This is a genomic window from Mycetocola sp., assembly GCF_046716805.1.
Lineage (GTDB): Bacteria > Actinomycetota > Actinomycetes > Actinomycetales > Microbacteriaceae > Mycetocola_A.
This window is the reverse complement of record NZ_JBKJWH010000124.1, coordinates 14839-38471: the sequence shown is the minus strand read 5'-3', so window position 1 is coordinate 38471 and position 23633 is coordinate 14839. Positions and strand designations below refer to the sequence as shown.

At 68.1% G+C, this 23633-nt stretch carries 21 protein-coding genes; 11 read left to right on the top strand and 10 right to left on the bottom strand.

Going from position 1 to position 23633, the window contains the following annotated elements; genetic code table 11:
- Positions 1–56: 56 nt before the first annotated feature.
- The 3 genes from ACLQ62_RS09880 to ACLQ62_RS09870 all read left to right on the top strand — a co-directional run bounded on the left by ACLQ62_RS09880 (position 57) and on the right by ACLQ62_RS09870 (position 2032).
- Entirely contained in the window at positions 57–560 is a 504-nt protein-coding gene (locus tag ACLQ62_RS09880) for a MarR family winged helix-turn-helix transcriptional regulator (protein WP_411721461.1), read from the top strand.
- Between the two features lie 183 nt (positions 561–743).
- Positions 744–1295 (top strand): type 1 glutamine amidotransferase domain-containing protein, encoded by a 552-nt coding sequence (locus ACLQ62_RS09875; RefSeq protein WP_411721460.1) that lies wholly within the window; start codon positions 744–746, stop codon positions 1293–1295.
- Positions 1296–1606: 311 nt separating this feature from the next.
- Entirely contained in the window at positions 1607–2032 is a 426-nt protein-coding gene (locus ACLQ62_RS09870; protein WP_411721459.1) for a hypothetical protein, read from the top strand.
- A 14-nt stretch (positions 2033–2046) separates the two neighbouring features.
- On the opposite strand, the gene ACLQ62_RS09865 is transcribed toward ACLQ62_RS09870, so the two are convergent.
- Entirely contained in the window at positions 2047–2595 is a 549-nt protein-coding gene (locus tag ACLQ62_RS09865; protein ID WP_411721458.1) for a pyridoxamine 5'-phosphate oxidase family protein, read from the bottom strand.
- A gap of 155 nt (positions 2596–2750) precedes the next feature.
- Here ACLQ62_RS09865 and ACLQ62_RS09860 point away from each other — a divergent pair, with 155 nt between their 5' ends.
- On the top strand, positions 2751–3407 hold the full coding sequence (locus ACLQ62_RS09860) for a 4'-phosphopantetheinyl transferase family protein (RefSeq protein WP_411721457.1): 657 nt from the start codon (positions 2751–2753) through the stop codon (positions 3405–3407).
- Here ACLQ62_RS09860 and ACLQ62_RS09855 read toward each other — a convergent pair.
- The 3 genes from ACLQ62_RS09855 to ACLQ62_RS09845 all read right to left on the bottom strand — a co-directional run bounded on the left by ACLQ62_RS09855 (position 3352) and on the right by ACLQ62_RS09845 (position 9332).
- A complete protein-coding gene (locus tag ACLQ62_RS09855; protein WP_411721456.1) occupies positions 3352–4698 on the bottom strand; it encodes a M1 family metallopeptidase in 1347 nt (448 codons plus the stop codon). The two genes, ACLQ62_RS09860 and ACLQ62_RS09855, sit on opposite strands and share 56 nt — an antisense overlap.
- The gene (locus ACLQ62_RS09850) at positions 4695–8651 is read right to left on the bottom strand and encodes a Pls/PosA family non-ribosomal peptide synthetase (RefSeq protein ID WP_411721455.1); all 3957 of its coding nucleotides are present in this window, start codon (positions 8649–8651) and stop codon (positions 4695–4697) included. The genes ACLQ62_RS09855 and ACLQ62_RS09850 overlap by 4 nt, the downstream gene beginning before the upstream one ends.
- A gap of 105 nt (positions 8652–8756) precedes the next feature.
- Complete coding sequence (locus tag ACLQ62_RS09845; RefSeq protein ID WP_411721454.1) at positions 8757–9332, bottom strand: hypothetical protein; 576 nt, start codon at positions 9330–9332, stop codon at positions 8757–8759.
- Positions 9333–9519: 187 nt separating this feature from the next.
- Between ACLQ62_RS09845 and ACLQ62_RS09840 the strand changes: the two genes are divergently transcribed.
- Positions 9520–10947: a lipase maturation factor family protein gene (locus ACLQ62_RS09840; protein WP_411721453.1), complete on the top strand. Its 1428-nt coding sequence runs from the start codon at positions 9520–9522 to the stop codon at positions 10945–10947.
- Positions 10948–11147: 200 nt separating this feature from the next.
- On the opposite strand, the gene ACLQ62_RS09835 is transcribed toward ACLQ62_RS09840, so the two are convergent.
- On the bottom strand, positions 11148–11480 hold the full coding sequence (locus ACLQ62_RS09835) for a hypothetical protein (protein ID WP_411721452.1): 333 nt from the start codon (positions 11478–11480) through the stop codon (positions 11148–11150).
- A 506-nt stretch (positions 11481–11986) separates the two neighbouring features.
- Here ACLQ62_RS09835 and ACLQ62_RS09830 point away from each other — a divergent pair.
- A complete protein-coding gene (locus ACLQ62_RS09830; protein ID WP_411721451.1) occupies positions 11987–13546 on the top strand; it encodes a CHAD domain-containing protein in 1560 nt (519 codons plus the stop codon).
- 129 nt (positions 13547–13675) lie between these two features.
- A complete protein-coding gene (gene nhaA / locus ACLQ62_RS09825; RefSeq protein WP_411721450.1) occupies positions 13676–15013 on the top strand; it encodes a Na+/H+ antiporter NhaA in 1338 nt (445 codons plus the stop codon).
- A gap of 6 nt (positions 15014–15019) precedes the next feature.
- On the opposite strand, the gene ACLQ62_RS09820 is transcribed toward nhaA, so the two are convergent.
- From ACLQ62_RS09820 to ACLQ62_RS09805, 4 genes are all read right to left on the bottom strand, one after another.
- The gene (locus tag ACLQ62_RS09820; protein ID WP_411721449.1) at positions 15020–15322 is read right to left on the bottom strand and encodes a hypothetical protein; all 303 of its coding nucleotides are present in this window, start codon (positions 15320–15322) and stop codon (positions 15020–15022) included.
- A 232-nt stretch (positions 15323–15554) separates the two neighbouring features.
- Positions 15555–16148, bottom strand: a complete 594-nt coding sequence (locus tag ACLQ62_RS09815) for a PepSY domain-containing protein (protein WP_411721448.1) — start codon at positions 16146–16148, stop codon at positions 15555–15557.
- A gap of 78 nt (positions 16149–16226) precedes the next feature.
- Positions 16227–17726, bottom strand: a complete 1500-nt coding sequence (locus ACLQ62_RS09810) for an ATP-binding protein (protein WP_411721447.1) — start codon at positions 17724–17726, stop codon at positions 16227–16229.
- Positions 17719–18396: a response regulator transcription factor gene (locus tag ACLQ62_RS09805; RefSeq protein ID WP_411721446.1), complete on the bottom strand. Its 678-nt coding sequence runs from the start codon at positions 18394–18396 to the stop codon at positions 17719–17721. The genes ACLQ62_RS09810 and ACLQ62_RS09805 overlap by 8 nt, the downstream gene beginning before the upstream one ends.
- 233 nt (positions 18397–18629) lie before the next feature.
- Between ACLQ62_RS09805 and ACLQ62_RS09800 the strand changes: the two genes are divergently transcribed.
- Both ACLQ62_RS09800 and ACLQ62_RS09795 read left to right on the top strand, forming a co-directional pair.
- Entirely contained in the window at positions 18630–19553 is a 924-nt protein-coding gene (locus ACLQ62_RS09800; RefSeq protein ID WP_411721488.1) for a J domain-containing protein, read from the top strand.
- Between the two features lie 86 nt (positions 19554–19639).
- The gene (locus ACLQ62_RS09795) at positions 19640–20461 is read left to right on the top strand and encodes a nuclease-related domain-containing protein (protein WP_411721445.1); all 822 of its coding nucleotides are present in this window, start codon (positions 19640–19642) and stop codon (positions 20459–20461) included.
- Positions 20462–20699: 238 nt separating this feature from the next.
- Here ACLQ62_RS09795 and ACLQ62_RS09790 read toward each other — a convergent pair whose 3' ends face one another.
- Positions 20700–21461, bottom strand: a complete 762-nt coding sequence (locus ACLQ62_RS09790; protein WP_411721444.1) for an IclR family transcriptional regulator — start codon at positions 21459–21461, stop codon at positions 20700–20702.
- 108 nt (positions 21462–21569) lie between these two features.
- Between ACLQ62_RS09790 and ACLQ62_RS09785 the strand changes: the two genes are divergently transcribed.
- Positions 21570–21893 (top strand): nuclear transport factor 2 family protein, encoded by a 324-nt coding sequence (locus ACLQ62_RS09785; protein ID WP_411721443.1) that lies wholly within the window; start codon positions 21570–21572, stop codon positions 21891–21893.
- A 240-nt stretch (positions 21894–22133) separates the two neighbouring features.
- On the top strand, positions 22134–23585 hold the full coding sequence (locus tag ACLQ62_RS09780; RefSeq protein WP_411721442.1) for a flotillin family protein: 1452 nt from the start codon (positions 22134–22136) through the stop codon (positions 23583–23585).
- The last annotated feature ends 48 nt before the right edge of the window (positions 23586–23633 follow it).

Sequence of the window (23633 nt, the reverse complement as noted above, 5' to 3'; positions counted from 1 at the left end):
CAAGTAACCATATCAATACTTGGTTGTAGCGTCAAGTATTTGATAGAGTATTTCTCATGAACGATGTGCGCTGGCTCAATACGGATGAACTTCGGGCGTGGAAGAAGTTCGTCGCCGTGGTCGAACTGCTCCCCGGCGTGCTCGATTCCCAATTGCAGCGTGACGCCGAACTCAGTCATTTCGAGTACTTCGTGATGGCGATGCTGTCCGAGGCGCCGGACCTCACCCTCCGGATGACCGGGCTGGCATCGGCAACCAACGCCACACTCCCCCGCCTCTCCCACGTCGTCTCGCGGCTGGAGAAGCGCGGGCTCGTCGAGCGCACCCCGTGTCTCGAGGACCGCCGCGCGACCAACGCGCGCCTGACGGATGTCGGCTTCGAGAAAGTCGTCGATACAGCTCCCGGTCACGTCGCCAATGTGCGCGAGAACGTCATCGATCCGCTCACCGCAGAGGATGTCGACGACCTCAACCGCATCATGGACCGCATCCTGGGCACCATCGACCCCGAGCACCGCTTCAACCCTGCGGCGCTCGGCGAGACCCAGCCGACCGCCTGAGCAAGGGGCTCTCGGGCGCCGGCCGACGGCATCCGCGCGGGTGTTCCGGCGTTGCGCTGCTGAACGTGCACCCGCGCACTGCAATTTCACCAGCGTGCCGGGTAGCCGGTGCCCGCGCCCGTCGTCAAGGCCGCGCGGTGCCTCCGCCGCCGCGCGTAACGTGGCCAGCCGGAAAGGAGCACCATGACGAACACACTCTCAGGCAAGAAGGTCGCCTTCCTCCTCACGGATGGTTTCGAAGACTCGGAGTTGACGAGCCCCTGGCAGGCGGTGACGGATGCCGGCGCCAGCGCCGTTCTCGTCGCCCCAAAGCTCGGCACGCTCACCGGTAAGAACGGTCACACGCAGGAGGTGGACGTTCGGGCCGCCGATGCCTCCTCGAGCCGGTTCGATGCGCTCGTTCTCCCCGGCGGAGTGGTGAACGCCGACCACCTGCGGATGGACCCGGATGCCGTGACGCTCGCTCGCTCGTTCTTCGAGGATCACAAACCCGTCGGGGTCATCTGCCACGGCGGCTGGCTGCTGGTCGAAGCGGATGTCGTCCGTGGCAGGGAACTGACGAGTTATCCGAGCCTCAAGACCGACCTGATCAACGCCGGCGCCAACTGGGTCGACGAGGAGGTCGTGGTCGACAGTGGCCTGGTTTCGAGCCGAACGCCCGACGACCTGCCCGCGTTCAACGCGAAACTCGTCGAGGAGATCGGCGAGGGCGAGCACGAGGGCCAGACCGCGTAGCGGTGCGGCATCCGTCGGAGGGGCTGCGGATGCCTCGCGCGGGTGTTTCGGCCACGCGCTGGCGAAGTTGCACCGGCGCGACGCAAGACCCACCCGCGCGACAGCATCCGGTCACGTTGATCTGCCAGGCGCTCCGCCGATCCGCGCGGGTCTTTTTGCCGCACGCTGGCGAAACTGAACCCGCGTGCGGCAATTTCGCCCGCGCGAACGCGAGGTGTCTCATCCAAGCGGACTTGTCCACAGGCATCCGTTTCTCCACAGAAGCGCGGATGCCGCCGCATGCGTCTGCCCGGGTCGTCACGCTGGTAGGCATGACAGAGATCAGCGCCGAAACGGCGAGAAAACTACCGCTCGTCTCCGACGAGCTCATTGAACGGCGCGTGCAGGCTCTCGTTGGGCGCGCATGCACACGGCAGGTGTGGATGCTGTTCCTCGACGACCGAAATGTCCAGCTGCCGTTGATTCTTCCGATGGCTGACTATCCGGAGTCCCCCGGTGGCGGCAACGCTCAGGCCCTCGCCGTCAGCGTAAAGGAGATCCTCGAGGTCGCGGAAGCCGCCCAGGTGATCTTCGTCTGGGAGCGCTACGCGAGCGACCGCCTCACCCCGGCGGACTGCGCCTGGGCAGAGCAACTGCACCGTGCTTGTGTCACCGCGGGAGTTTCGGTGCGGGCACAACTGCTCAGCCACAAGCGCGGCGTGCGGTGGATCGCCGCCGAAGATTACCTGGTGGCCTGAACGAATGGAGCGGTCTAGAGGTCCACCGCTTTGTTCCCGCCGACGTCCGGCTGAGTGTGGGTGACGACGGCTTTGGCGATCTTGAACGCGGTCACGACACCGGGTTCGTTCGAGGCCCAGTACTCGGCGGATTCGGCGCTGAGTCTGATGAGCGCGACCGTCGGGTCGTCCTTCCCCTCGGGGAACCACGCTTCGACGGCGGGTGTCCAGAGTTCGTCGATCTTCGCCTTGTCGTGGACGATGCTCGCGGTTCCCGCGACCGACAGGTAGCCCTTGCCCGACTCGAACGCCGCGTTGACCTGGTTGTTCTGACGGATGTCGTCGACCTTCGAACTCGGGTCCTGGGTGAAGAACCACAGGTCGCCGTCGAAGTCGATCTCCTGGGCGGCGAGCGGGCGGCTGTGCAGGTGCCCGCTCGCGGTGATCGTGGTGACGAGGGCGATCTTCGCGGACTTCACCAGGCCGGCGATCGTTCTCATGTCCTCGTCGTCGGCCGGGATGAAGGTTTCGGTCGGCACGGTCCTGGTGACCGGAGTTGCGATCTCGTCGTCGCTGAACGTCATGGGAGTCCTCCTCGATTTCTGGCGGATGCACGATCGAGCACGCCGCGCAGCACGGCGTCGATCTCGTGGTGCACGGTACGCCGCCGCAGCCGTGCCCCTCTACCCGTTGACAGCATCGCGCGGACCGCTCGTGGACGACCGGCGAGAATGGGGAGGTGACTTCCCTCCAACTCGGCAGCGACGCGTGGGTGCGGTGGGCGGACCCGGCTGCACTGGCCGGGCGGGAGGACGAAGCGCTGACGCTGTTGTCGTCTGAGGAACGGGCGCGGTTGGACGCCACGATTCCCTCGCTGGCCCGAGAACGGCTGCTCTGGGGGCGGATGCTGCTCCGCGAGCTGGTCGGCGGGCTGGCCGCAGTGAGTCCCCCGGCCGTGGAGATCGCCGCCCGGTGCATCGACTGTGGCGGCCCGCACGGACGACCGGTCGTCGTCGGCGGCACCGATCACGTCCGCGCATTGACGCTGAGCGTGTCGGCCTGCGCTGGGATGCTCGTTGTCGGGGCGGCGGACCGGATCTCGATCGGTGTGGATGTGGAGCCACGGGCAGGGACCGACGAGCGCGTTCGGGCGATTCGTCAGCTCACCGGGCACGAGGAGGATCCGCTCCGCCATTGGACCCAGGTCGAAGCCGTGCTCAAGGCGGACGGACGGGGACTCCGGGTGGATCCAGCGAACGTGCAGGTCGACGGGCGTCGGGCGGAGCTGGACGGGACTCTCTATCGCCTCGTGGATATCCCGGTGAACGGCGATTTCGTCGTCAGCGTCGCCCTCGGCCAGTCGATCCGACCGGGAGGAGAGGCAGAGCCGCGTTGAACACCCAGGCGGAGAAGAGGCCGTCGAGCGGGGCGGTACTGAACCGGGCGACGTGCGTCTGGAATCCGGCGGTGTCGACGACGCCGTGCCGGTGCGCGGAAACCCAATCGCGCAGCATGGCGAAGAACGCCTCATCGCCGAGCACGGCTCGCAGAGCGTGCAGGGTGAGCGCGCCGCGCTTGTAGATGCGGTCGTCGAACATGTCGGAGGGGCCCGGATCGCCGAGCACAATGTCCTGCGGAAGTGCTCGCAACACCGAGTGGAAGTTCCGGGCGAGAGAATCCGCCGACGGTCCGCCGCTGGCCTCTGACCAGAGCCATTCGGCGTAGCAGGCGAACCCTTCGTTCAACCAGATGTGCTGCCAGGAGCGAACCCCGACGCTGTTGCCGAACCACTGGTGGGCAAGTTCGTGGGCGACGAGTCGCTCCTCACCGCCCACGCCGTCGATGTGGTTGGCGCCGAAGATCGCCATCGACTGTGCTTCGAGCGGAATCTCGAGGTCATCAGCCGTGATCACCGCCGTGTAGCTGGCGAACGGGTACGGACCGAACGCGGCCTCGAAGCATCCCATCATCGCCGGGAGGTCAGCGAAATCCGCGTGCACGCGTGCCTGGAGCCGTCGCGGGTAGGCGAGCAGCCCCGGCACGTCTCCGAGCGCGATCTCCTCCATCGAATACCGCCCGATCTGCACCGTCGCCAGATACGTCGACGTCGGCTCGACCTGCTCGTACTGCCAGGTGCCCCGCCCGGCCGCCACCGTGTGGGCGGTGAGCACACCGTTGCAGAGCACCGTGTAGGCCTGTTCAGTGGTGACGCGGATGCTGTAGCTCGCCTTGTCGGCAGGGTGGTCGTTGCAGGGGAACCAGGTTGGCGACCCGGTCGGCTGCGATGCGACGATCACGCCGTCCTCGAGTTCTTCCCACCCGACGAGCCCCCACGGGCTGCGGCGGGGAGCGGGCGATCCGGAGTAGTCGATCACGACGGTGAACGTCGTTCCTGTGGCGATCGGCGTCGACGGGACGACTGCGAGTTTTCCGTTGGACTGGGTTTTGCCGGCCTTGCGGCCGTCCACCGTCACCTGGGAGGCCTGCAGCCGGCTCAGGTCGAGCGTGAACCGGCTGAGCTCCTGACTGCTGATCGCGGTGATCGTGGCCGTGGCATCCAGCCGGTTCGTCGCCGCCCGGTACCGCAGATCGAGCGCATAATGCGCCACCCGGTAGCCGCCATTGCCGCTCGCCGGCACGTAAGGGTCACCGGCGGTGCGGGATCCTGCCGTCGTCATCGTTGTCATCGGGTCGCGTCGACGTGGTAGTCGCGGACGGTCACCTCACGCCACGGGCCGATCGGGTTGCCGCTCCACCGGGATCCTTGCGGAACCACTTCACCCCGCATCACGAGCGACGCCGGGCCCACCGTGGCGTGCGCCGCGATCCGGGCGGCCGGGAGGATGACGCTGTGGGGACCGAGGGTGGCTCCCTCGTCGAGGGTGACGGTGTCCATGCTCATGATTCGATCATGAAAGAGGTGGGTCTGCACAACGCAGCCCCGGTTGACGGTGGCTCCGTCCTTGAGCGTGGCGAGGTCCGACTCGGGCAGCCAGTACGTCTCGATCCACACTCCGCGGCCGATCGTCGACCCCATGCTGCGCAGCCACCAGACGAGGGCGGGTGTGCCGGCGGCGGCGTTCGCGAACCACGGTGCCGCCAGCATTTCGATGAACACGTCGGAGACCTCGGTGCGCCAGACGAACGAGGACCAGAGCGGATGCTCTACAGCACGCATCCGGCCAACCAGCAGCCACTTCGCGGCGGTCGTGATGCCCGCGGCGACAGCACCGGCCACGATCATCACGACGCCGCTGAGGAGCACCGCCCACCACACCCCGGTGTACTCCACGAGCACAGCCATGGCGAGAAGAACGGCGAGACCGAGCGCCGCCGTGACCAAAACGGGCACGATCCGCCCGAGTTCCCAGAGCGACCGGGCCAACCGCAGCCGGGCGGGCGGGTTGAAGGTGAACGTGTCGTCCGCTGCGGCGACGGTGCGGCGCAAGCGCACCGCCGGCGAGCCCAGCCACGACGAGCCGGCCTTCGACTTGAGCGGTGCCGAGGACAGCACGGCGATGAGCCCGTCCTTCGGGACTTTGTGCCCGGCGGGCACGATCCCTGAGTTGCCGACGAACGCCCGTTTGCCGATGTCGATCTTGGCGATCCGCAGCCAACCGCCACCCAGCTCGTACGGCGCGATCATCGTGTCATCGGCGAGGAACGTGCCGTCGCGGACGGTCGTCATCGACGGGATGAGAAGCACCGTGGATGCCTCCACGTCACGCCCGACTTTCGCGCCAAGCATCCGCAACCAGACCGGGGTGAACAGGCTGGCGTAGAGCGGGAACAGCAGGGTGCGGCTGAGGTCGAGCAGGCGTTCGATGCTCCACACCTGCCAGCCGGTGCGGCTGCGCACCGGGTAGGTGCCCTCACGCACGCGGATGCCCAGAAGTCGCACCAGCACGACGACGAGACCGGCGAGCACAACGCCGGCGAGGAGGGTGGCCGGCACGAGAAGCGCGAACCCGCGAAGAGCGGCCTCGGCTAGCGACTCCGAGTAACGGATGCCGGCGGCGATCACGAGGGAACCGGCAAGCAGCGCGAGAACCGGCAGCGCGGCAACGCCGACCGAGCTCGCCGCATAGGCGCCGAGCCATCGGGTGTTGCGCGGAGGTCGCTCGTCGGGCCACCAGTTTCGCGCTTTACCGACCCGCTGCGCCGGTGATCCGGCCCACAGCTGGCCGGACGGAACCCGGCCGAAGACAGCGGATCCGGGTGCGATCTCGGAGTCCCGACCGATTTTGGTTCCGGGAAGAAGGGTGCTGCGTGCTCCGACTGTGCTGTGAGCGCCGATCCGGATTTCACCGATGCGCACGATGTCGCCGTCGATCCAGTAACCGGCGAGGTCCACCTCGGGTTCGACCGCTGCGCCGGCCCCGATCCGCAGCATCCCGGTCACCGGCGGGAGGGTGTGCAGGTCGACGTCCGGGCCGATCTTCGCACCGAGCGCGCGGGCGTAGTAGCTGATCCACGGAGCGCCGGAGATGCTGACGGCGCCGACCTGTTCGGCGATCTGCTCCGCCAGCCAGAGCCGCAGGTGCACACCGCTGCCACGCGGGTAGTCGCCGGGGCGGAGGCCGGCAAGCAGCAGCCGCGCCGCGACGACGGCGATGGCCATGCGGCCGAACGGCGTGGCGAAGAGAACCAACGCCGGAATCAGCAACCACAGGGATGCCGTCGGCAGCACCTCGAAGCCGCTGAACCAGCTCAGCACGGTGCCGGCGACGAGGATGTACAGCAGCCAGCGGATGCCGGCGAGCACCTGCAGCGGCGCAGACAGGACGGTCTGCAGCACCTGCATCCGTCGGGGGGTCGGAACCACCCGGTGGTACTCCCGCGGAACCGGAGGGATCTCCGGAATCCGGGATTCGAGTTCGTCGGCCATCGCGCCGAGCCGCGGGTGGGCGTAGATGTCGGCGACGGTGAACCCAGGATCGTCCTCGCGAATGGCGCTGACCAGTTGTGCGGCGGCGAGCGACCCACCGCCGAGGTCGAAGAAGTTCGCGTCGCTGTCGGGAACCGGGATGCCCAGCACCGCTTGCCAGCGGGTCGACAGGCGCGCCTGCATCGGGCTCAGTCCGGATGCTTCGGCATCGGCGAGGACGCCGGGAAGCGGCCAGGGCAGCGCGGCCTTGTCGATCTTGCCGGAGGTGCGGGTGGGCAGCGAGCCCACTTCGGCCAGCAGGGGCACCAGGGCGGCCGGTAGTTCTTCCCGCAGCCGCGCGAGGGCGCGTGTGCGGTCCAGGGCGACCCCGTCGGCCATCGCGAGGTATCCGACGAGGACCTGGTTGCCGGCATCCGTTCTCTGCACGACCACCGCGGAACCGGCGACGCCGTCGAGGGACTGCAGGGCCGCCTCGATCTCGCCGAGCTCGATCCGCCGCCCGCCGACCTTCACCTGGTCGTCGGCACGGCCCTGAAAGACGAGGCCGGCGCGCTCGAACCGCACCAGGTCCCCGCTGCGGTACGCCCGCTTCCAGCCGAGAACGTCGTGGGCCGCGTATTTCTCCGCGTCCTTCTCCGGGTCGAGGTAGCGACCAAGCCCGACACCGCCGATGATCAGCTCACCGACGTCGCCCTCGGCCACGGGCGATCCGTCCGGCGCGACGACGGCGAGGTCCCAGCCGTCGAGCGGCAGGCCGATGCGCACCGGGTCAGACCCGTCGAGCATCGCGGCGCAGGAGACGACGGCCGCTTCGGTCGGGCCGTAGGTGTTCCACACTTCGCGGCCGTCGACGGCCAGCCGGGCGGCGAGTTCCGGTGGGCAGGCTTCGCCGCCGAAGATCAGCAGGCGCACATTCTCGAGCGACTCCGCCGGCCAGAGCGCAGCCAGGGTCGGCACTGTGGACACGATGCTGATGCCGCGCGCCGTCAGCCAGGGGCCGAGGTCCATTCCGGTGCGCACGAGCGCGCGCGGGGCGGGCACAAGGCAGGCGCCGTGGGCCCAGGCCAGCCACATCTCTTCGCAGGAGGCGTCGAACGCGACGGAAAGCCCGGCAAGGACCCGGTCGCCTGGGCCGATGGGTTCCTCCTGGAGGAACAGGCGCGACTCCGCATCGACGAACGCCGCCGCTGAACGGTGCGAGACGGCGACGCCTTTCGGCCGGCCGGTCGACCCCGAGGTGAAGATGATCCACGCATCATCCTCCGGGCGCGGCGGAGCGGCGATCGGCAAATTGTGCGTGCTCGCATGGGGCGGAAGCGGATCGAACAACGGCTCGAGCGGTTGAGTCTCGCTCCCGCTCGCCACAAACCTGCCACCCGCGGTGATGACGCCGCAGACTCCGGCGTCGCCGAACACCATGTCGGCGCGTTCTTCGGGGTCATCCGCGTCGACAGGCACATACGCGGCGCCGGCGGCGAGCACCGCGAGGATCGAGATGTACAGGTCCGATGACCCGGACGGCATCCGGATGCCGACCCGATCGCCGCGCTGGACGCCGTCGGTGCGCAGGCGCGCAGCAACACGAACGACCCGGGCCATGAGTTCCCGGTAGCTGAGCGCGCCGTCCGCGTCTTCGATGGCCGACGCTTCCGGGTGCCGGAGAACGCTGTCCCGCAGGATGTCGAGCAGCGTACGCCCAGGAGTCGTTCGCGCGCCAGCCAGCAGCACCGTCTGTCCGGAATCGTCGCTCATAGATAATCCCGTTCAGTTTCTTCGGTGCCGCTCAGGCGCCATCCGCCCGCAAACCCCGCCTACCTTAGTGGGCCAGGGGAAACGGGAGGTTAACGAATCGAGGCGTCAGCGGGAGCCGAGGAGGTCCTGCAGCGCTGCCTTGTTCAATCCCGAGAACCCGGAGAGCCCTGCTGCCTTGGCCTGCTCGCGCAGCTGTGCAACCGTGGGTTCCGCCGACTTGCGCCGACCTCTCGTGGCGGCCGATGACGCCGCTGCCGAGGTGGCAGGCTTCGTCAGCGCGGCCGAGGTGCTCCTGGCTGTCTTCTCAGCTTTGGCCGTCTTCGCGACCCTGGTGCCTGGCTTCGCTTCTGTGGCCTTCTTCGCGGGCGACGTGTCGGCGGCCTTGCTCGACGTGGCGCTCGAGGTCTTCGTGGCGCCCTTGTCCTTCGTGGCGCCCTTGGCCGGCTTGGTGTCCTTGGCCGGCTTGGCTGTCTTGACCGTCTTGCTGCTGGTGCCCGGCTTCAGCACGGTGTTGCGCTTCGACGCCGGGAGGCCCTTCTTGAGTTCTGCCTGCAGCGCGGAGGCGTCCTTCCGAGCGCTCTTGTCCGACTTCTTGGCGGCCTTGATCGCTGCCTTGATCGCCTCGCGGGCGTCCTTGAGCGCATCCTTCGCGGCCTTCTGGTTCTTGCTCACCTGTGCCATGACGTGTCCCTTCTAGTCCGGCCGAAATGACCGATTCCGATCTGTCGATACTGGCACTGTTGTCTGGGCAGTGCAGAGAAACATCCGTGCTCTTGCATTTTGATCAGGCGTTCCTGCGCAGGCCGCCGCCCCGGCCTGTCTGTTTCAACCCGTTGAAGCGGAACCGCCACGGGTCTAACGTCGGCTTGTGGAGTGGTTCGCCGCCGAGGACTATGAGCTCGCCCGCCAGGTCCTCCAGCGTGGCATCGCGGCGCTGTACCTGATCGCATTCGTGTCGGCGGCCAACCAGTTTCCGGCGCTTCTGGGCGAGCGAGGACTGTTGCCGGCGCCGTGGTTCCTGCGCCGGGTCAGCTTCAGACAGTTCCCGAGCCTGTTCCACCGGGGCTACAGCGACGACCGTCTCCTCGCCGTTGCGGCGGGTGGCGCGGGAATCTCGGCGACGCTCGTCGTCGGCCTGCCGCAATCCGGGCCGGCGTGGCTCCCGATGATCTCGTTCCTCGTGGTGTGGGCGTTGTACCTCTCGATCGTGAACATCGGCCAGGCGTTCTACGGTTTCGGCTGGGAGAGCCTGCTGCTCGAGGCCGGGTTCGTCGTCGCGTTCCTCGGTTCGGACCAGGTCGCGCCACCGTTTCTCGTTCTGCTGTTCCTGCGTTGGCTGGTGTTCCGGCTCGAGTTCGGCGCTGGCATGATCAAGATGCGTGGCGGGCGGGAGTGGCGCGATTTCACCGCGCTGATGTACCACCACGAGACCCAGCCGATGCCGAACCCGGTCAGCTGGTTCGTGCACCACCTGCCGAAGTGGTTCCACCGTGGTGAGGTGCTCGGCAGTCACTTCGCGCAGCTCGTGGTGCCGTTCTTCCTGTTCGCACCGCAGCCGGTGGCATCCGTTGCGGCGACGATCATCATCCTCACCCAGTTGTGGCTCGTGTTCACCGGCAACTTCGCCTGGCTGAACTGGATAACGATCGTGCTCGCGTTCTGCGCCATCGACGATGGCACGATCCGGGCGGTGCTCTCCTTCGACGGCCTGGACACCGAGTTCCCGCCGACGCCGCTGTGGTTCGACGTGCTCGTGATCGCGGTCGTCGCGTTCCTGCTCGTGCTCAGCTGGCGGCCGCTGGCCAACCTGTTCGCCCGGCATCAGTTGATGAACGCGAGCTTCAACCGGTATCACCTCGTCAACGCGTACGGAGCGTTCGGCACGGTGACGAAGGAGCGCATCGAGATCATCGTCGAGGGATGCTCCGACGAGCGGCCGGGGCCCGCTTCGGAATGGATCCCTTACGAATTCAAGGGCAAACCGGGCAACGTGAAGCGGATGCCGCCGCAGGTCGCGCCGTACCACCTGCGGCTGGACTGGCTGATGTGGTTCCTCGCCCTCGGGTCGACGGACTCCCGGTGGTTCCAGATGCTGGTCGTGAAACTCCTTGAGGGCGACCGGCGCACCCTCCGGCTGATCGGAAAGAACCCGTTCCCGGATGCTCCGCCTCGCTGGATTCGCGCCCGCGCGTTCCGCTATCGATACTCGACGCCGGCCGAACACCGGGCCACGGGAGCCTGGTGGGTGCGCAGCCCGGTCGGATCGCTCCTCGACCCGGTGGCTTTGCCGCGGTGAGGCATCCGTTTCGCGGCTCGCGCGGGTCTTTGTGCGTCGCGCTGCTGCGATCGCACCCACGCGAACCCGGAACACCCGCGCGACCGGTCAGCGGCCGTCGCCCGCCGCATCCGTTCGCGCTCGCACCGCGTGTTCATTCGTTGCGGACGCACTCCCGCGGTGTGCCGTTGCAGTGGTCCGAACCGGGTGGGTAGGCGCCGCTACTGGTCCGGGCTGTCGTCCGATGACTGGCCCGCGTTCCCGTTGCCTTCGCCGAGGCCCGTGCCGTCGCCGATGCCCTGGTCGGCGCCGAAGCCGGCGTCGCCGATCGAGTCCCCAGCGTTCGAGAGCCCCTGCTCGCCGGGAGCGTCGGTGTCTCCGGCGTGATCGAGCGCCGTTCCGCCCGGCGCGACACCGCCGACCGAGCTGTCGGAGTCGTCTTCACCGGGGACGTGGGACTGCACACCGGGCACCGCGCTGTCCACGGTGTTGATGGGGTCGGCGCTGAGCGGGTTGTTTTCGCGGCCGAAGTCGCTTGCATCGTTGGAGGTCATGCGGCGAGGCTACGCCGCGGCAGCACGCCGAGCGAGGCCTTGACGGAGCGGCCGGCGGCGTGGCATCCGTCGTCTGCCGTTGCGCAGGCGCGGGTGTTTTCGCCCCGCGCTGCAGGAAGTGCACCGGCGCGCGACCAGAGCACCCGCGCGGCACGGGACACCCCCGCGAACGTCCGCGGCCGGAGCCCAAGCAGCATCCGCCTGCCCGCAGCGTCCGTTTTCGGCTGGCGCGCGGGTGTTTTCGCCCCGCGCTGCAGGAAGTGCACCGGCGCGCGACCAGAGCACCCGCGCCATCCGTCCCCGCCGGAACCCTCGGCATCCGCGGTGGCAACCAGGCAGCATCCGCATGCCCGCAGCGTCCGTTTTCGGCTGGCGCGCGGGTGTTTTCGCCCCGCGCTGCAGGAAGTGCACCGGCGCGCGACCAGAGCACCCGCGCCATCCGTCCCCGCCGCAACCCTCGGCATCCGCGGTGGCAACCAGGCAGCCCCGCGGTCGACAATGGGGGTATGACGAACATCGCCGAGGCCGGCCACCACTCCCAGAGCGAGATCGAGCGCAAGTATGACGTTGAGGAGGGCGCGAACGTTCCGGACCTCAGTGCCGTCGACGGGATCGCGTCGGTCGAAACCCGGGAGCCGGTCGATCTCGAGGCCGTGTACTACGACACCGACACCGTCGACCTCGCGGTGCGGCGCATCGTCGTTCGGCGGCGCACCGGCGGCGGGGACGCCGGCTGGCACATCAAGAAACCCGCGGCGGAGGGCCGCACCGAACTGCATTGGCCGCTCGGCGACGATACCGGGACGGTGCCGGATGCGATCCTCGAACCGATTCGCGCGTGGGTGCGTGACCGCGAACTCACTCCCCTCGCCCGCATCTCGACCAGGCGCACAGCGATTCACCTGCTGGATGCCGACGGCACCGGTGTCGTCGAGATCGCCGACGACGAGGTCACCGCCATCGACGCGCGCCATGGTGGCGAGCGGAGTTGGCGGGAGTGGGAGGTCGAGCTGCTTGACGGCGCCCCCGACACCGAGGACGGCCGCACAGCCCTCCTCGACCAGATCGAGGGTCTCATCGCCGAGGCCGGCGCTCACCCCTCGTCGAGCGTCGCGAAGATCGCCCGCGCGCTTGGAGCGGACTCTCTCACCGAAGTGCTTCCGGGTGTCGCGTTGAAAGCCGCCACGCCGGACGCGACGCGCCTGGCGGCCGGCGGCGACGCATCCGCTGTCATCGTCGGGGCGGTCGCAGACCTGGTGAACGCTCTCGAACAGGCCGACCCGGCCGCCCGCGCCGACGAGCCCGACGCCGTGCACCGCATGCGCACGATCGTGCGGCGCCTGCGCAGCGTGCTCGCTGCCTACCGAGGCCTGTTCGACAGAAGCGTCACCGAGAACCTGCGCGACCGCCTCAGCACCCTCGGTTCTGCGCTCGGCAACGCGCGCGACCTCGAGGTGCAGGCCCTTCGCGCCGAAGCGCTGCTCGACGAACTCGGTCAGCCCCAGGCGGACGCCCGGGCCCGGCTGGTCGACGGCTCTCGCGACCACTACGCGAAGGCCCACCGCCACCTCATGACGGTGGTTTCGTCGCCGGAGTACTTCCGGTTGCTCGATGACCTCGACGGGTTCGTCGCGAATCCTCCGCTGACCGATGACGCCGCTACGTCGGTGAAGAAGGTCGTCAATAAGGTGCTGGCGCGCGAGGTCCGGCGGGTGCAGAAACGAGCGGATGCCGCCACGACAGCGGGCGGGGACCTCGAGTCGCAGCTTCACGCGGTCCGCAGGGCCGGTCGTCGCCTGCGCTACGCGGCTGAAGCAGCCGAGGCCGCCGGCGTCGGCCGGTCGACGTCGATCGCTGAGGCCGGGGAGCGTGTGCAGGACACGCTGGGCGAACACCGCGACTGCGTCCTGTTCGGCAGCCACCTCGCGCGCACCGCCGGCAGTGCCGAAGCCGCCGGGGAGAAAACGGCGATCTACACGGCCCTGTCCGAGCTGAGCACGCGGAGCGGCACCGCGGCGCTCGCCGAATCGACGATCGCCCTGGAAGCCGTGCGCAACCTCCGCTGAGCCCGACCGGACGGCATCCGTTGCGTGCTTCGTTGGGACGACGCAAACGGCTGAGTTGTAGAGTGGATGCCGGTGAGCCGGGAAGTCTGGTCGGCACTGTTTTGTCGACCCGCGCAGCAAGGAGCCCCCGTGGCCAGCACCCCGCCGAAACCATCGCCCAGTTTCCTCGGCCGAGGCAGCTACTCCGAAGCCGTGCGCATCGGCGACATCCTCCGCAAGGAGACCGTCGGCGGACTGCTCCTCGTCGCCGCGGCCGTGATCGCCGTGATCTGGGCCAACTCGCCGGCATCCGACGCGTACTTCGCGATCCGCGACTTACGCGTCGGTTACGAACCGTGGCACCTCGAACTGAGCCTCGGCGCCTGGGCATCTGACGGGCTCCTCGCCATCTTCTTCTTCCTCGTCGGGCTCGAACTGAAGCGCGAGTTCGTCGCCGGCGACCTCAGCCAGTTCAGCAAGGCGGTCATCCCGGTCGCGGCGGCGGCGGGCGGGGTGATCGTTCCGGCCCTGATCTACGCGGCGATCAACCTCAACGACCCGGAGGCGATCCGCGGCTGGGCCATCCCGACCGCGACCGACATCGCGTTCGCCGTCGCGGTGCTCGCCATCATCGGATCCCACCTGCCGAGCGCCCTGCGGATCTTCCTGCTCACCCTCGCCGTGGGCGACGATCTGCTTGCCATCACGATCATCGCCGTGTTCTACACCAACCAGATCGCGCTGCTCCCGCTCGTCCTGTTCCTTCTCCCGGTCGCGGTGTACGCGTTCGTGGCGTACCGCTACCGTCGGTTCTTCCGGTTGCACCCGAGCGCCGCGTGGCTGATCCTGCTGCCGCTCGGGGTTCTCGCGTGGGGGCTGCTGCACGCTTCCGGAGTGCACGCCACCATCGCCGGCGTCGTGCTCGGATTTGCCGTACCTGTTTTCCGCAGCGCTGCCGGTGGGGGACCGGCTGCCGGCCCTGGCCTCGCCGAAACCTTCGAACGCCGGTTCCGCCCGATCTCCGCTGGTTTCGCTGTCCCGGTGTTCGCGTTCTTCGCCGCCGGCGTGTCGATCGGCGGCTGGGGAGGGCTCACCTCCGCCCTCACCGACCCGGTCACGATCGGGATCATCGTCGCTCTCGTGCTCGGCAAACCGATCGGCATTGTCGCGACGACCTGGCTGATGAGCCGGTTTACGCGCGCGAGGCTCGACACGTCCCTCGCCTGGATCGACCTCATCGGCATCGGGCTTCTCGCCGGCATCGGCTTCACCGTGTCGTTGCTCGTCGCCGAACTGAGCTTCGGCCTCGGCGGCGCGATGCAGAACGACCACGCCAAGGTCGGCATCCTGCTGGCGTCCGTGCTCGCCGCGGTGCTGGCATCCGTCGTTTTGGTCAGCCGCAACCGGCGCTACCGCCGGATCGAGGAGGACGAACGAGCGGATGCCGACAGCGACGGGATCCCGGACGTCTACCAGCGTGAGTCCTGACCGCTGTCAGCTGATGCCGGCGTTGCCTTCGAGGTCGATCTCGTCCGGGTCGACCTCGATGTCGCCGACATCGTCCGGTCCACCGGTGCCCGGCAGCAGGTTCACGTTGGCTGCATCGATGTCGCCGTCCTCGAACGCCTGAGAGTCCGGAGCGTCCTGCAGCTCCTCGGTCTCGCGGCCGCTCGACGGGCTGTACGACATGTCTTTGTCGGTCTGTTCCCGGTCGCTGAGGTTGCCGTCGGTCGGGGGGTTCTTGACCGGGTCGCCGCTGGGGACGGTGCCGGGAGGGTTCAGTGTCTCGTCGCTCATGGGTCCGAGGCTACGTCGGGGTATTTCGGCTGAGAACCCCCTTGCGTTTCGGCTCGCTGTGTTCGCAACTGCGGCGATTGTGGCTTCGAGAGCGCGCTTCGGCCTCAACCGGGGCTGATTTGCGAAAATCTCCGGCGTTACAAACGCGAGCAGGCCGGCGCAGCTCGGCATATCCCGCCTGAGCCTGCACAATGGGCCGAGCGCACGGCGCCCGGCCCCTCTGTTCGCGGAATTACTTGTCGTCGCCGTCATCCTCGTCGACGTGAACGACCACGAAGCCAGTGTCGAGTTCGACCTCGACCTCGGTGCCGTCTTCGCGCGTGATCTCGACCTCGAAAGCGGAGCCGTCGTCATCGCTGCGGTCGACCTCTGTCACGGTTCCTGGGGCAGCCGCGAGAGCCGCCGTCTCGGCACTGGCGCGCTCGTCGGCGGTCAGAGCGCCGTCGTCGTCGGAGCCCGTCGACGAGATGTCGTCGCCTCCGTTGTCGTCGGCCCCGTCGTCGTCGGCCCCGTTGTCACCATCGGAGCCGTTGTCATCATCCGAGTCGACGCGCACGACCGCGAAGGACTCGTTGAGCCACAGGTCGACCTGGCTGCCGTTGTCGAGGGTGACCTCGATCTCATAGCCGCCGTCCTCGGTCTCCGAGTCGGTCACGCGTCCTTCGCCGGTTTCGGCCAGTGCGGCCTTCGAGGCCTTCTCGAGCGTCGTTCCGGTGAGGGCTGTGTCGTCATCGGTCGAGCTGTTGGCGGCGACAGCGGCACCCGTTCCTCCGAGCAGGAGTGCAGCGGCGAGTGCGGATCCGATGATCACGGTTTTCTTCTTCACGAGAGCCTCCTTGTTGTGGTGTGATTCCACTGTGCCCGGCACCCGCTGAAGCCAGCCTGAAGCCTCCTGAAGACAATTTCAGGAAGGCGAATCGGATGCTGCAGGCATCCGCAATTCGAACCGGGCACCGCCCAGCGCACCCGCGGCCACAGCGACGGAACCGCCGTGCGCCAGCGCGATCTCCCGCACGATCGAGAGGCCGAGACCACTGCCGCCGGACTCGCGGGCACGGGCCTCGTCGAGCCGCACGAACCGTTCGAAGATCCGGTCCCTGGCGCCCTCGGGGATGCCGTTGCCGTCGTCGGCCACCGCAAGCAGCACCTGCCCGTCCGATTCGGAGAGCTCGAACCGCACCCGGCCGGCCGCGTGCCTGGCGGCGTTGTCGGCGAGGTTCCGGAGGGCCTGGCCGAGCAGGCCCACGTCGCCGAGAACCCGCGCAGGTCCGACGGACCCGGTATCGATGGAGAGCGACGTGGTGTCCTTGAGCCGGCGTGCTTCGGTGAGCACGAGGTCGTCGAGGTCGACGGCGGTGCGGCTTGCCGCGAGGGCGTTTTCATCAGCCCTGGCGAGCACGAGCATGCCCTGCACCAGCCGTTCCAGCCGAGCGCCCTCATCGAGCACGACATCGCTGAGTTCACCGACGCCGACCCGATCCGGGTGCGCCTGGGCGACTTCGGCGTATTGCCTCATCGACGCGAGCGGTGATTTCAGCTCGTGCGAGGCATCCGAGATGAAGCGCCGCTGGGTCTTCTGCGAGGCGTCGAGCCGGTCGAGCATCCGGTTCATGGTGGTGGCGAGGCGGCCGATCTCGTCGCGGGATCCCGGGTCGGCGATCCGGCGGTGCAGGTTCGCGGATGTCACCTCGTCGACTTCGCGTCGCATCCGCTCGACCGGTCGAAGGGCTCGGCCGACCACGAACCAGGTGGTGAAGGCCACGAACAGCAGCAGGATCGGCAGCGCAACGGTGAGCAACCGGGTGACGGTGGCGGTGGTCTCGCCGATCGCGGTGATGCTGCGGCCGGTGACGATCGAGAGGTCGCCGGACTCGGCGGCGACGGTGAGGAACTCGCCGCTCTCACCGGGCAGCGGCAGGGTGAGTGCCTCGCCGGCTGGCGGGGCCTGAATGGTTCCGATTCCTGTGGCGTTGTCGCTCGCGGCGACGACCGTGCCGTCGTCGTCGACCACCTGGAAGAATGCCTCGTCATCGTCGTAATTGGAGAGGAACTTCTCGGTGCTCTGGGTGACCGGGTCGTCGTTCGAATCGTCGTTGCCGCTGTCGTCGTCCGAGTCATCCTCGTCGTCGGGGACTTCGGCGTCATCGTCCGGGTCAGCGGGCGGAGCGGCATCCGTCGACACGGACTCGAGACCCGAAACCCCCACCCGGTCCACGAGGTCGTTGAGGCCCTGCTCAGCGGTCGCCTGCACGCCGTCGCGCAGTGATTCCTGCAGCAGCACGACGAATCCGACCGCACCGAGGAGGAGCGCGACGGCGACGACCGCGGTGGCGGCGAGCACGATCCGGGTCCGCAGCGAGATGCGGCGTCGAGCGCCCGGGTCGACGGAGGGTTCGTCAGCCACCGTTGGCTGCCAATCGGTATCCGGCACCGCGGAGGGTCTCGATCGCTTCGCGGCCGAACGGCCGGTCGAGTTTGTTGCGCAGGTGCCGCACGTACACCTCGACGATGTTCGGGTCGCCCTCGAAGTCGAAGTCCCAGACGTTGTCGAGCACCTCACGCTTCGATACGACGGCCCCGAGGTTTCGCATCAGGTACTCGAGCACCGCGAATTCACGGCTGGTCAGGTCGACCGGCGTCTCACCGCGCCACACCCTCCGCGCGGCAGGATCCACCCGGATGTCACCCGCCTCCAGCACCACGGGACGTTCGGCGGCACCGCGGCGCACCAGGGCGCGCACCCGGGCGAGCAGGATCGCGAACGAGAACGGCTTGGTGAGGTAGTCATCGGCGCCGGTGTCGAGGGCTTCGACCTGATCCCATTCGCCGTCCTTGGCGGTGAGCATGAGGATCGGCGTCCAGTTCTTCTCGGCACGCAGGGTTTCGCAGACGCGGTACCCGCTCATCCCGGGGAGCATGATGTCGAGCAGGATCGCCGCGTACTGATTCTCGCGGGCAAGCCAGAGTCCGTCGGTGCCGGTCGGCGCAACGTCGACAGCGAAGCCTTCGGCCTCGAGTCCGCGGCGCAGGCCATCGGCAAGCCGGACTTCGTCTTCGACCACGAGCAGCCGCATGCCGATCACCTCCCCGCTCATTCTGCCCGAGCCGCGCTGAAGCGGGGCTGAAGCTAAGTTCGAGGTCGTGGTTGCAACTTCGGAGATTCTGCTCCGATCGAGCCGGTCCAGATTCAAGAACGCCCCGTCTCAAAGAAATCTCCGAAGTTGCGGACGGCGTCCGGTCGAAGAACCGCCTCCCAGATTTCCTCGGTATCGTGAAGCTGCAGATTTCCCCACCCGAAAGCGAGCGGATGCCAGACAGCCCGATCTCCGCGACGCCTTACGAGGTCCTCGGCGTGAGCCCGACAGCCGGCCAGGACGAGCTGCGTCGCGCCTACCGCCGGCTGATGCGCGAGACCCACCCGGACACCGGAGGGGACGCCGTGCGGTTCACCGCCGTGCAACTCGCCTGGGAACGGGTCGGAACCGTCGAGGGGCGCGCCGCCTACGACCGCGGCCGCTCCACGGGAACGGCTACACAGGAGGAACACCACACCTGGGCAGCATCCGCAGCCAAACCGCAGGCCGACTCGCGCCCCCGGGCACGTTCGTACGGGCATCCGGGCGGCTGGCGGCGCGAACGCTACCTGCGGCTCATGCGGGAGTGGACCGGCCGCGGCGTCGAAGCCGACCCCTACGACCCGGCGCTCGTCCGCACCGCCCCGCGGGAACTCCGGCATCTCCTCGCGGATGCGCTCGCCGAGGAGTCCACCGCCCGCAACCTGGCCGAGCTGGGCCTCGGCTTCACCGTCTGGCACGACGTCGCCACCGGAGCCCCGGACGAGAAAATCGACCACATCGTTCTGGGGCCGACCGGGCTGTTCGCCCTGCTCTCCGAGGACTGGGGCGCCCCGGTGAAGATCAAACGCGGCGAACTCATCGGCGAAGCCCTCGCCGGTGAGCGGCCCATGCACGATCTCGCCGCTCGCGCCAAGGTTCTCAGCCGCTCGCTGCGCGTCAAGTTCACCGGACTGGCCATCGTGCTCCCCGACGCCGCCCTCGAAGCACCATACGTCCAGCTGGGCAGCAGCCGGGGCGCGGCGACCCTCGCCATCCGCGCGTCGTTCGTCCCCGGGTTCCTCCGCGCCGGTCTGCCCGACCTGACCCGGGCGGGCGGAAATGAACTCTTCGACCTGCGCACCCGACTGCAGAACGGCATCCGTTTCGTCGAGTAACACAGCTCTGTCGCAAGCCCGTTCTGGGGATGCAGCGGCGTTGAGGCGGCTCAGTACTGTCGGAGAACAGCTACAAAGGGAGCCCAGTGACCATCCAAGCCACGAGCATGCGGCAGCGCCACGCTGCCCAGGCTGTCATCGAAGAGCTCCTTGCCGATCCAGCTCACCTGATCGAGCGCGGTCGCCTGGCACGCCTCTTCGGCCGGTCACCGCTCAGCACCAGCGGAATCGCCTGGTATCGCGGCGCCCAGGGTGAGATCGCGGTCGGGCGGATGCTCGATGTGCTGCCCACGGGATGGACCGTCTTTCACGCCCTGCCGGTCGGCACGAAAGAGGCCGACATCGACCACCTGGTGGTCGGCCCGGGCGGTGTCTTCACGATCAACACGAAGCACCATCGAGGCAAGCCGATCTGGGTTGCGAACCGGACCCTGATGGTGTCCGGACAGCGTCAGCCTCACATCCGCAACGCCGAGCACGAGGCCGCCCGGGTGACGAAGCTCCTGCATGCCAGGTTGGGTCTGCCCGGTCGGGTCCGGCCGGTCGTGGCGATCCATGGTGCGTCTTCGCTCGTCGTCAAGGAGCGGCCGGATCTCGTCGCGGTTCTCGACGCCCGTCGGCTGCGACGCTGGCTGCTGAAGCGGCCGGTGCAATTCGGTCCGGATGACCTCGCCCGCATCGTCGGTCTTGTCGACGATCCGGGCACCTGGCGCACGGTGGCCTCTGCGCCCTGCGATCAACTTCTGGCCCGCTTCGACGCGCTCGATGGCGAGGTACGAACCGCAGCCACCCGGCGCTCCCTCTGGTCGATCGGCGGCCTGGTCGCGAGTGCCGCCGCCATGATCGCCCTTGCGCCGCCGCTGCTGATGGCCGTGTTCACCGCGGTCTCGACGAGTCTGATGCCGTAACCCGGTTGACAGCCGAGGGGGCGGCACCTGATCGGCACACACCCCCTCGACCGGACGATGTCGCGATGTGCGAATCTCGCGACACCTCTTCTTCCCCCCGAAAGACGAGCCCCGGTAAGGGTCGTCCGAGCGCCGAGCGCTCGTGCAGCGCGCGCTTATCGGCGCAACGCCGCAGATCGACGCTAGTCGGGGTGCCACGCACGTTTCTAGGCCGTCATTTTCAGATGGTGAAAGCGGCTCACGCGAGCCCGTCCGCACCCAGGGTGAGCGACAGGCGTGACGCGGCTGACTGCATCCGTTTCACCACCTGGGCGACGTCGATGGGCGCCGCCTCTGCCGGAGCGGTCACCGCGAGCGAGCCGATCACGCCCGGTGCCTGCACGGGAACAGCCAGGCAGTGATAGCCGAGCACGTACTCCTCCATGTCGATCGAGGCGGAACGGTACGTGTCGAGGTGCTGCAGCAGCGTGCGCCGGTCGCTGATCGTGTTCCGGGTCAACTTCTTGAGCGGATGCCGCGCCAGGTAGTCGAGGCGGTCTTCCGTCGCCAGGTCGCTGAGGATGCGTTTGCCGAAGGCGGAAGCGTGCGCGCTGTCCTGTGGCCCGACCCAGAGAGGGACCCGGGGCTTGTGGGGACCCTCCACGATGTCGACGACGTGGACTTCTCCGTCTGCGAATCGGGACAGGCAGGCAGCGACGCCGAGTTCCCCGCTGACCTCACGCAGGGTGGCTCGTGCCCTCGCCAGGAAGACACCATCCGTCCGCTCCGGCTGCAGGCTCGAGAACCGGTGGCCGAGGATGAGCCCATCAGGCTCATGCTGCAAAACACCCTCGTGAACGAGAGTGCGGACGATGTTGTACGTCGTGCCAAGGGTGAGACCGGATGCCTGGGCGATCGCTTTGACCGGAAGGGGGCGTCGCGCGTTGGCGACGACGTCGACCACGGCGATGGCGCGCTGGACCGAGCCGAGCAGCGTACCGTCCCGGTCGCCCGTCATCATCGAACCCCCTGTGGTCAGGGTAGTTCCCTCTGACCCCCGCAGGCATGCCATTTACGGCTCCCCAGTTCGGGGTCTAACGTGAGTGTCACGCGAGAGAGAGGGACCGACATGGCGTCCACACTTCCTGAGCCGGTGGCCCGGCTGGTTGCTGCAGCCAACTCCGGAGACAGCCAGGGCTTTCTCGACACCTTCGCCCCGGAGGGCACGGTCGACGACCGCGGTCGCGTGTTCAGCGGTCGCGAGGAGATTCAGGAGTGGTCGGATGCCGAGTTCATCGGCATGCACGTCACCCTCGACGTGACCGCCGAGATCACGACGGGTGAGTACACGACGTTCACCGCAACGGTCGGCGGCGAGGGCTTCACCGGGGAGAGCCACTTCAGCTTCACCGTGGAGGACGACCTCGTGCAGCAGATGACGATCACGGCCTGAGCCCTCTTCCGCCCTGTCGAAGCGTGAGCCGGCGCTCTTTCGCCGGCTCGGGTGCGGTCTGCCGGTTCGTTACTGCGGAGATTCTCACGGAAGCAGGCCGTCCCGGCCCGAATCCCGCGGAATGAGCCGAGTTCTCCGCTGTTGCGAACGCCCGAACGTGGGGCATCCGTTCCCGACGGCGGGAAATACCGCCCCACTAGGCTGGGGGCGCCGTCAGGACCGCCGGCGTCGAGGGGAATCATGGAATTGCTAGCCGTCTTGTTCAGCCCGGTTGTCTTCGCCGTTGTGGTGGGCATCGTCGTGGTGCTCATCGTCATCGGGTTCGTCCAGAGCCGCTACAAGATCGCGCAGCCCGACGAGGCGATCATCGTCACCGGGCGCCGCGCGCGCAAATCCGTCGGAGCCGACGGCCGCACGATCACCGATCTGACCGGGCAAAAGGTCGTTCAGGGCGGCGGTGTTTTCGTCATCCCGTTCCTGCAGAAGCAATTCTCGATGTCGCTGCGTTCGCGCGCCATCGGCATCCAGGTGGTGGCGCAGACCCGCAACGGCGTGACGATCCGGATCGAGGCCGTCGCCGTGGTGAAGGTCGGCGACAGTGACGGTGCGATCCGCTCAGCGGCGCAGCGGTTTCTCGGGCAGGACCAGCACATCGAACCGTTCACCCAGGAGGTGCTGTCCGGTTCGTTGCGGAGCTCGATCGGTAACCTCACCGTCGAGGAGATCATCCGCGACCGCGCCGGCCTCGCCGAGCAGGTCATCGAAGCGGCCCGCACCTCGCTGCTCAACCAGGGTCTCGACGTCGACACCTTCCAGATCAAGGAAATCGCCGACGACAAGGGCTACATCACCGACCTCGGCCGACCCGAGCAGGCGCGGGTGCGCCAGGCCGCTGAGATCGCCGAGTCGGTGTCTGCTCGCGCATCCGAGCAGGCCCGCATCGAGGCGGCCGAGGCCATCGCTGACGCCAACCGTGAACTGTCGCTGAAGAACGCGTCGATCAAGATGGAGACCGACAAGGCGCTCGCCGAAGCCGAGGCCGCCAAGCCGCTCGCTGAAGCATTCGCCCAGCAGGGCATCCTGCAGCAGCGTGAGGTCACCGCGCAGCGCGAGACCGCCCTCCGTGAGCAGCAGCTCAACGCGGATGTGCGCAAGACAGCGGATGCCGAGTCCTACCGCATCCGTCAGATCGCCGAGGCGCACGCAGCCCAGGTCGTCGCAGAGGCGAAGGCGGACCGTGACCGGCGTATTGCCGAAGCTGAAGCAACGCGTGCGGAGGGTGAGGCGGAGGCCGCCGCCATCTTCGCCAAGGGTGAGGCCGAGGCTCGCGCCACTGAGCTGCGGGTCGCGGCACTCCGGGACGAGTCCGAGGCGCTGCTGCAGCAGCGGGCGATCGAGATCCTGCCCGAGATCGCTCGCCAGCTGGCTGCCCCGTACGCCGCAATTGACAACCTCACCGTCATCTCCACCGATGGTGCCTCGCACCTGTCGAAACAGGTCGTCGGCAACGTGACCGAGGTCACCCAGCTGCTCAAGGACTCGACGGGCATCGACCTCGCCGCTCTGCTCAACGGATTCGTCGGAGGTCGGTCGTCTGCTGCCGATGCGGCCGCCGCGCCGGTTCCGGTGGGCGCCGGATCGACCAACGGGAACGGACACGCTGCGGCCCCAGCGCCGGCAGCGGCCGAGTAGAGCCGTCCCGCGGGTGTTCTGGCGTGGCGTACGTGAATCAGCACCCGC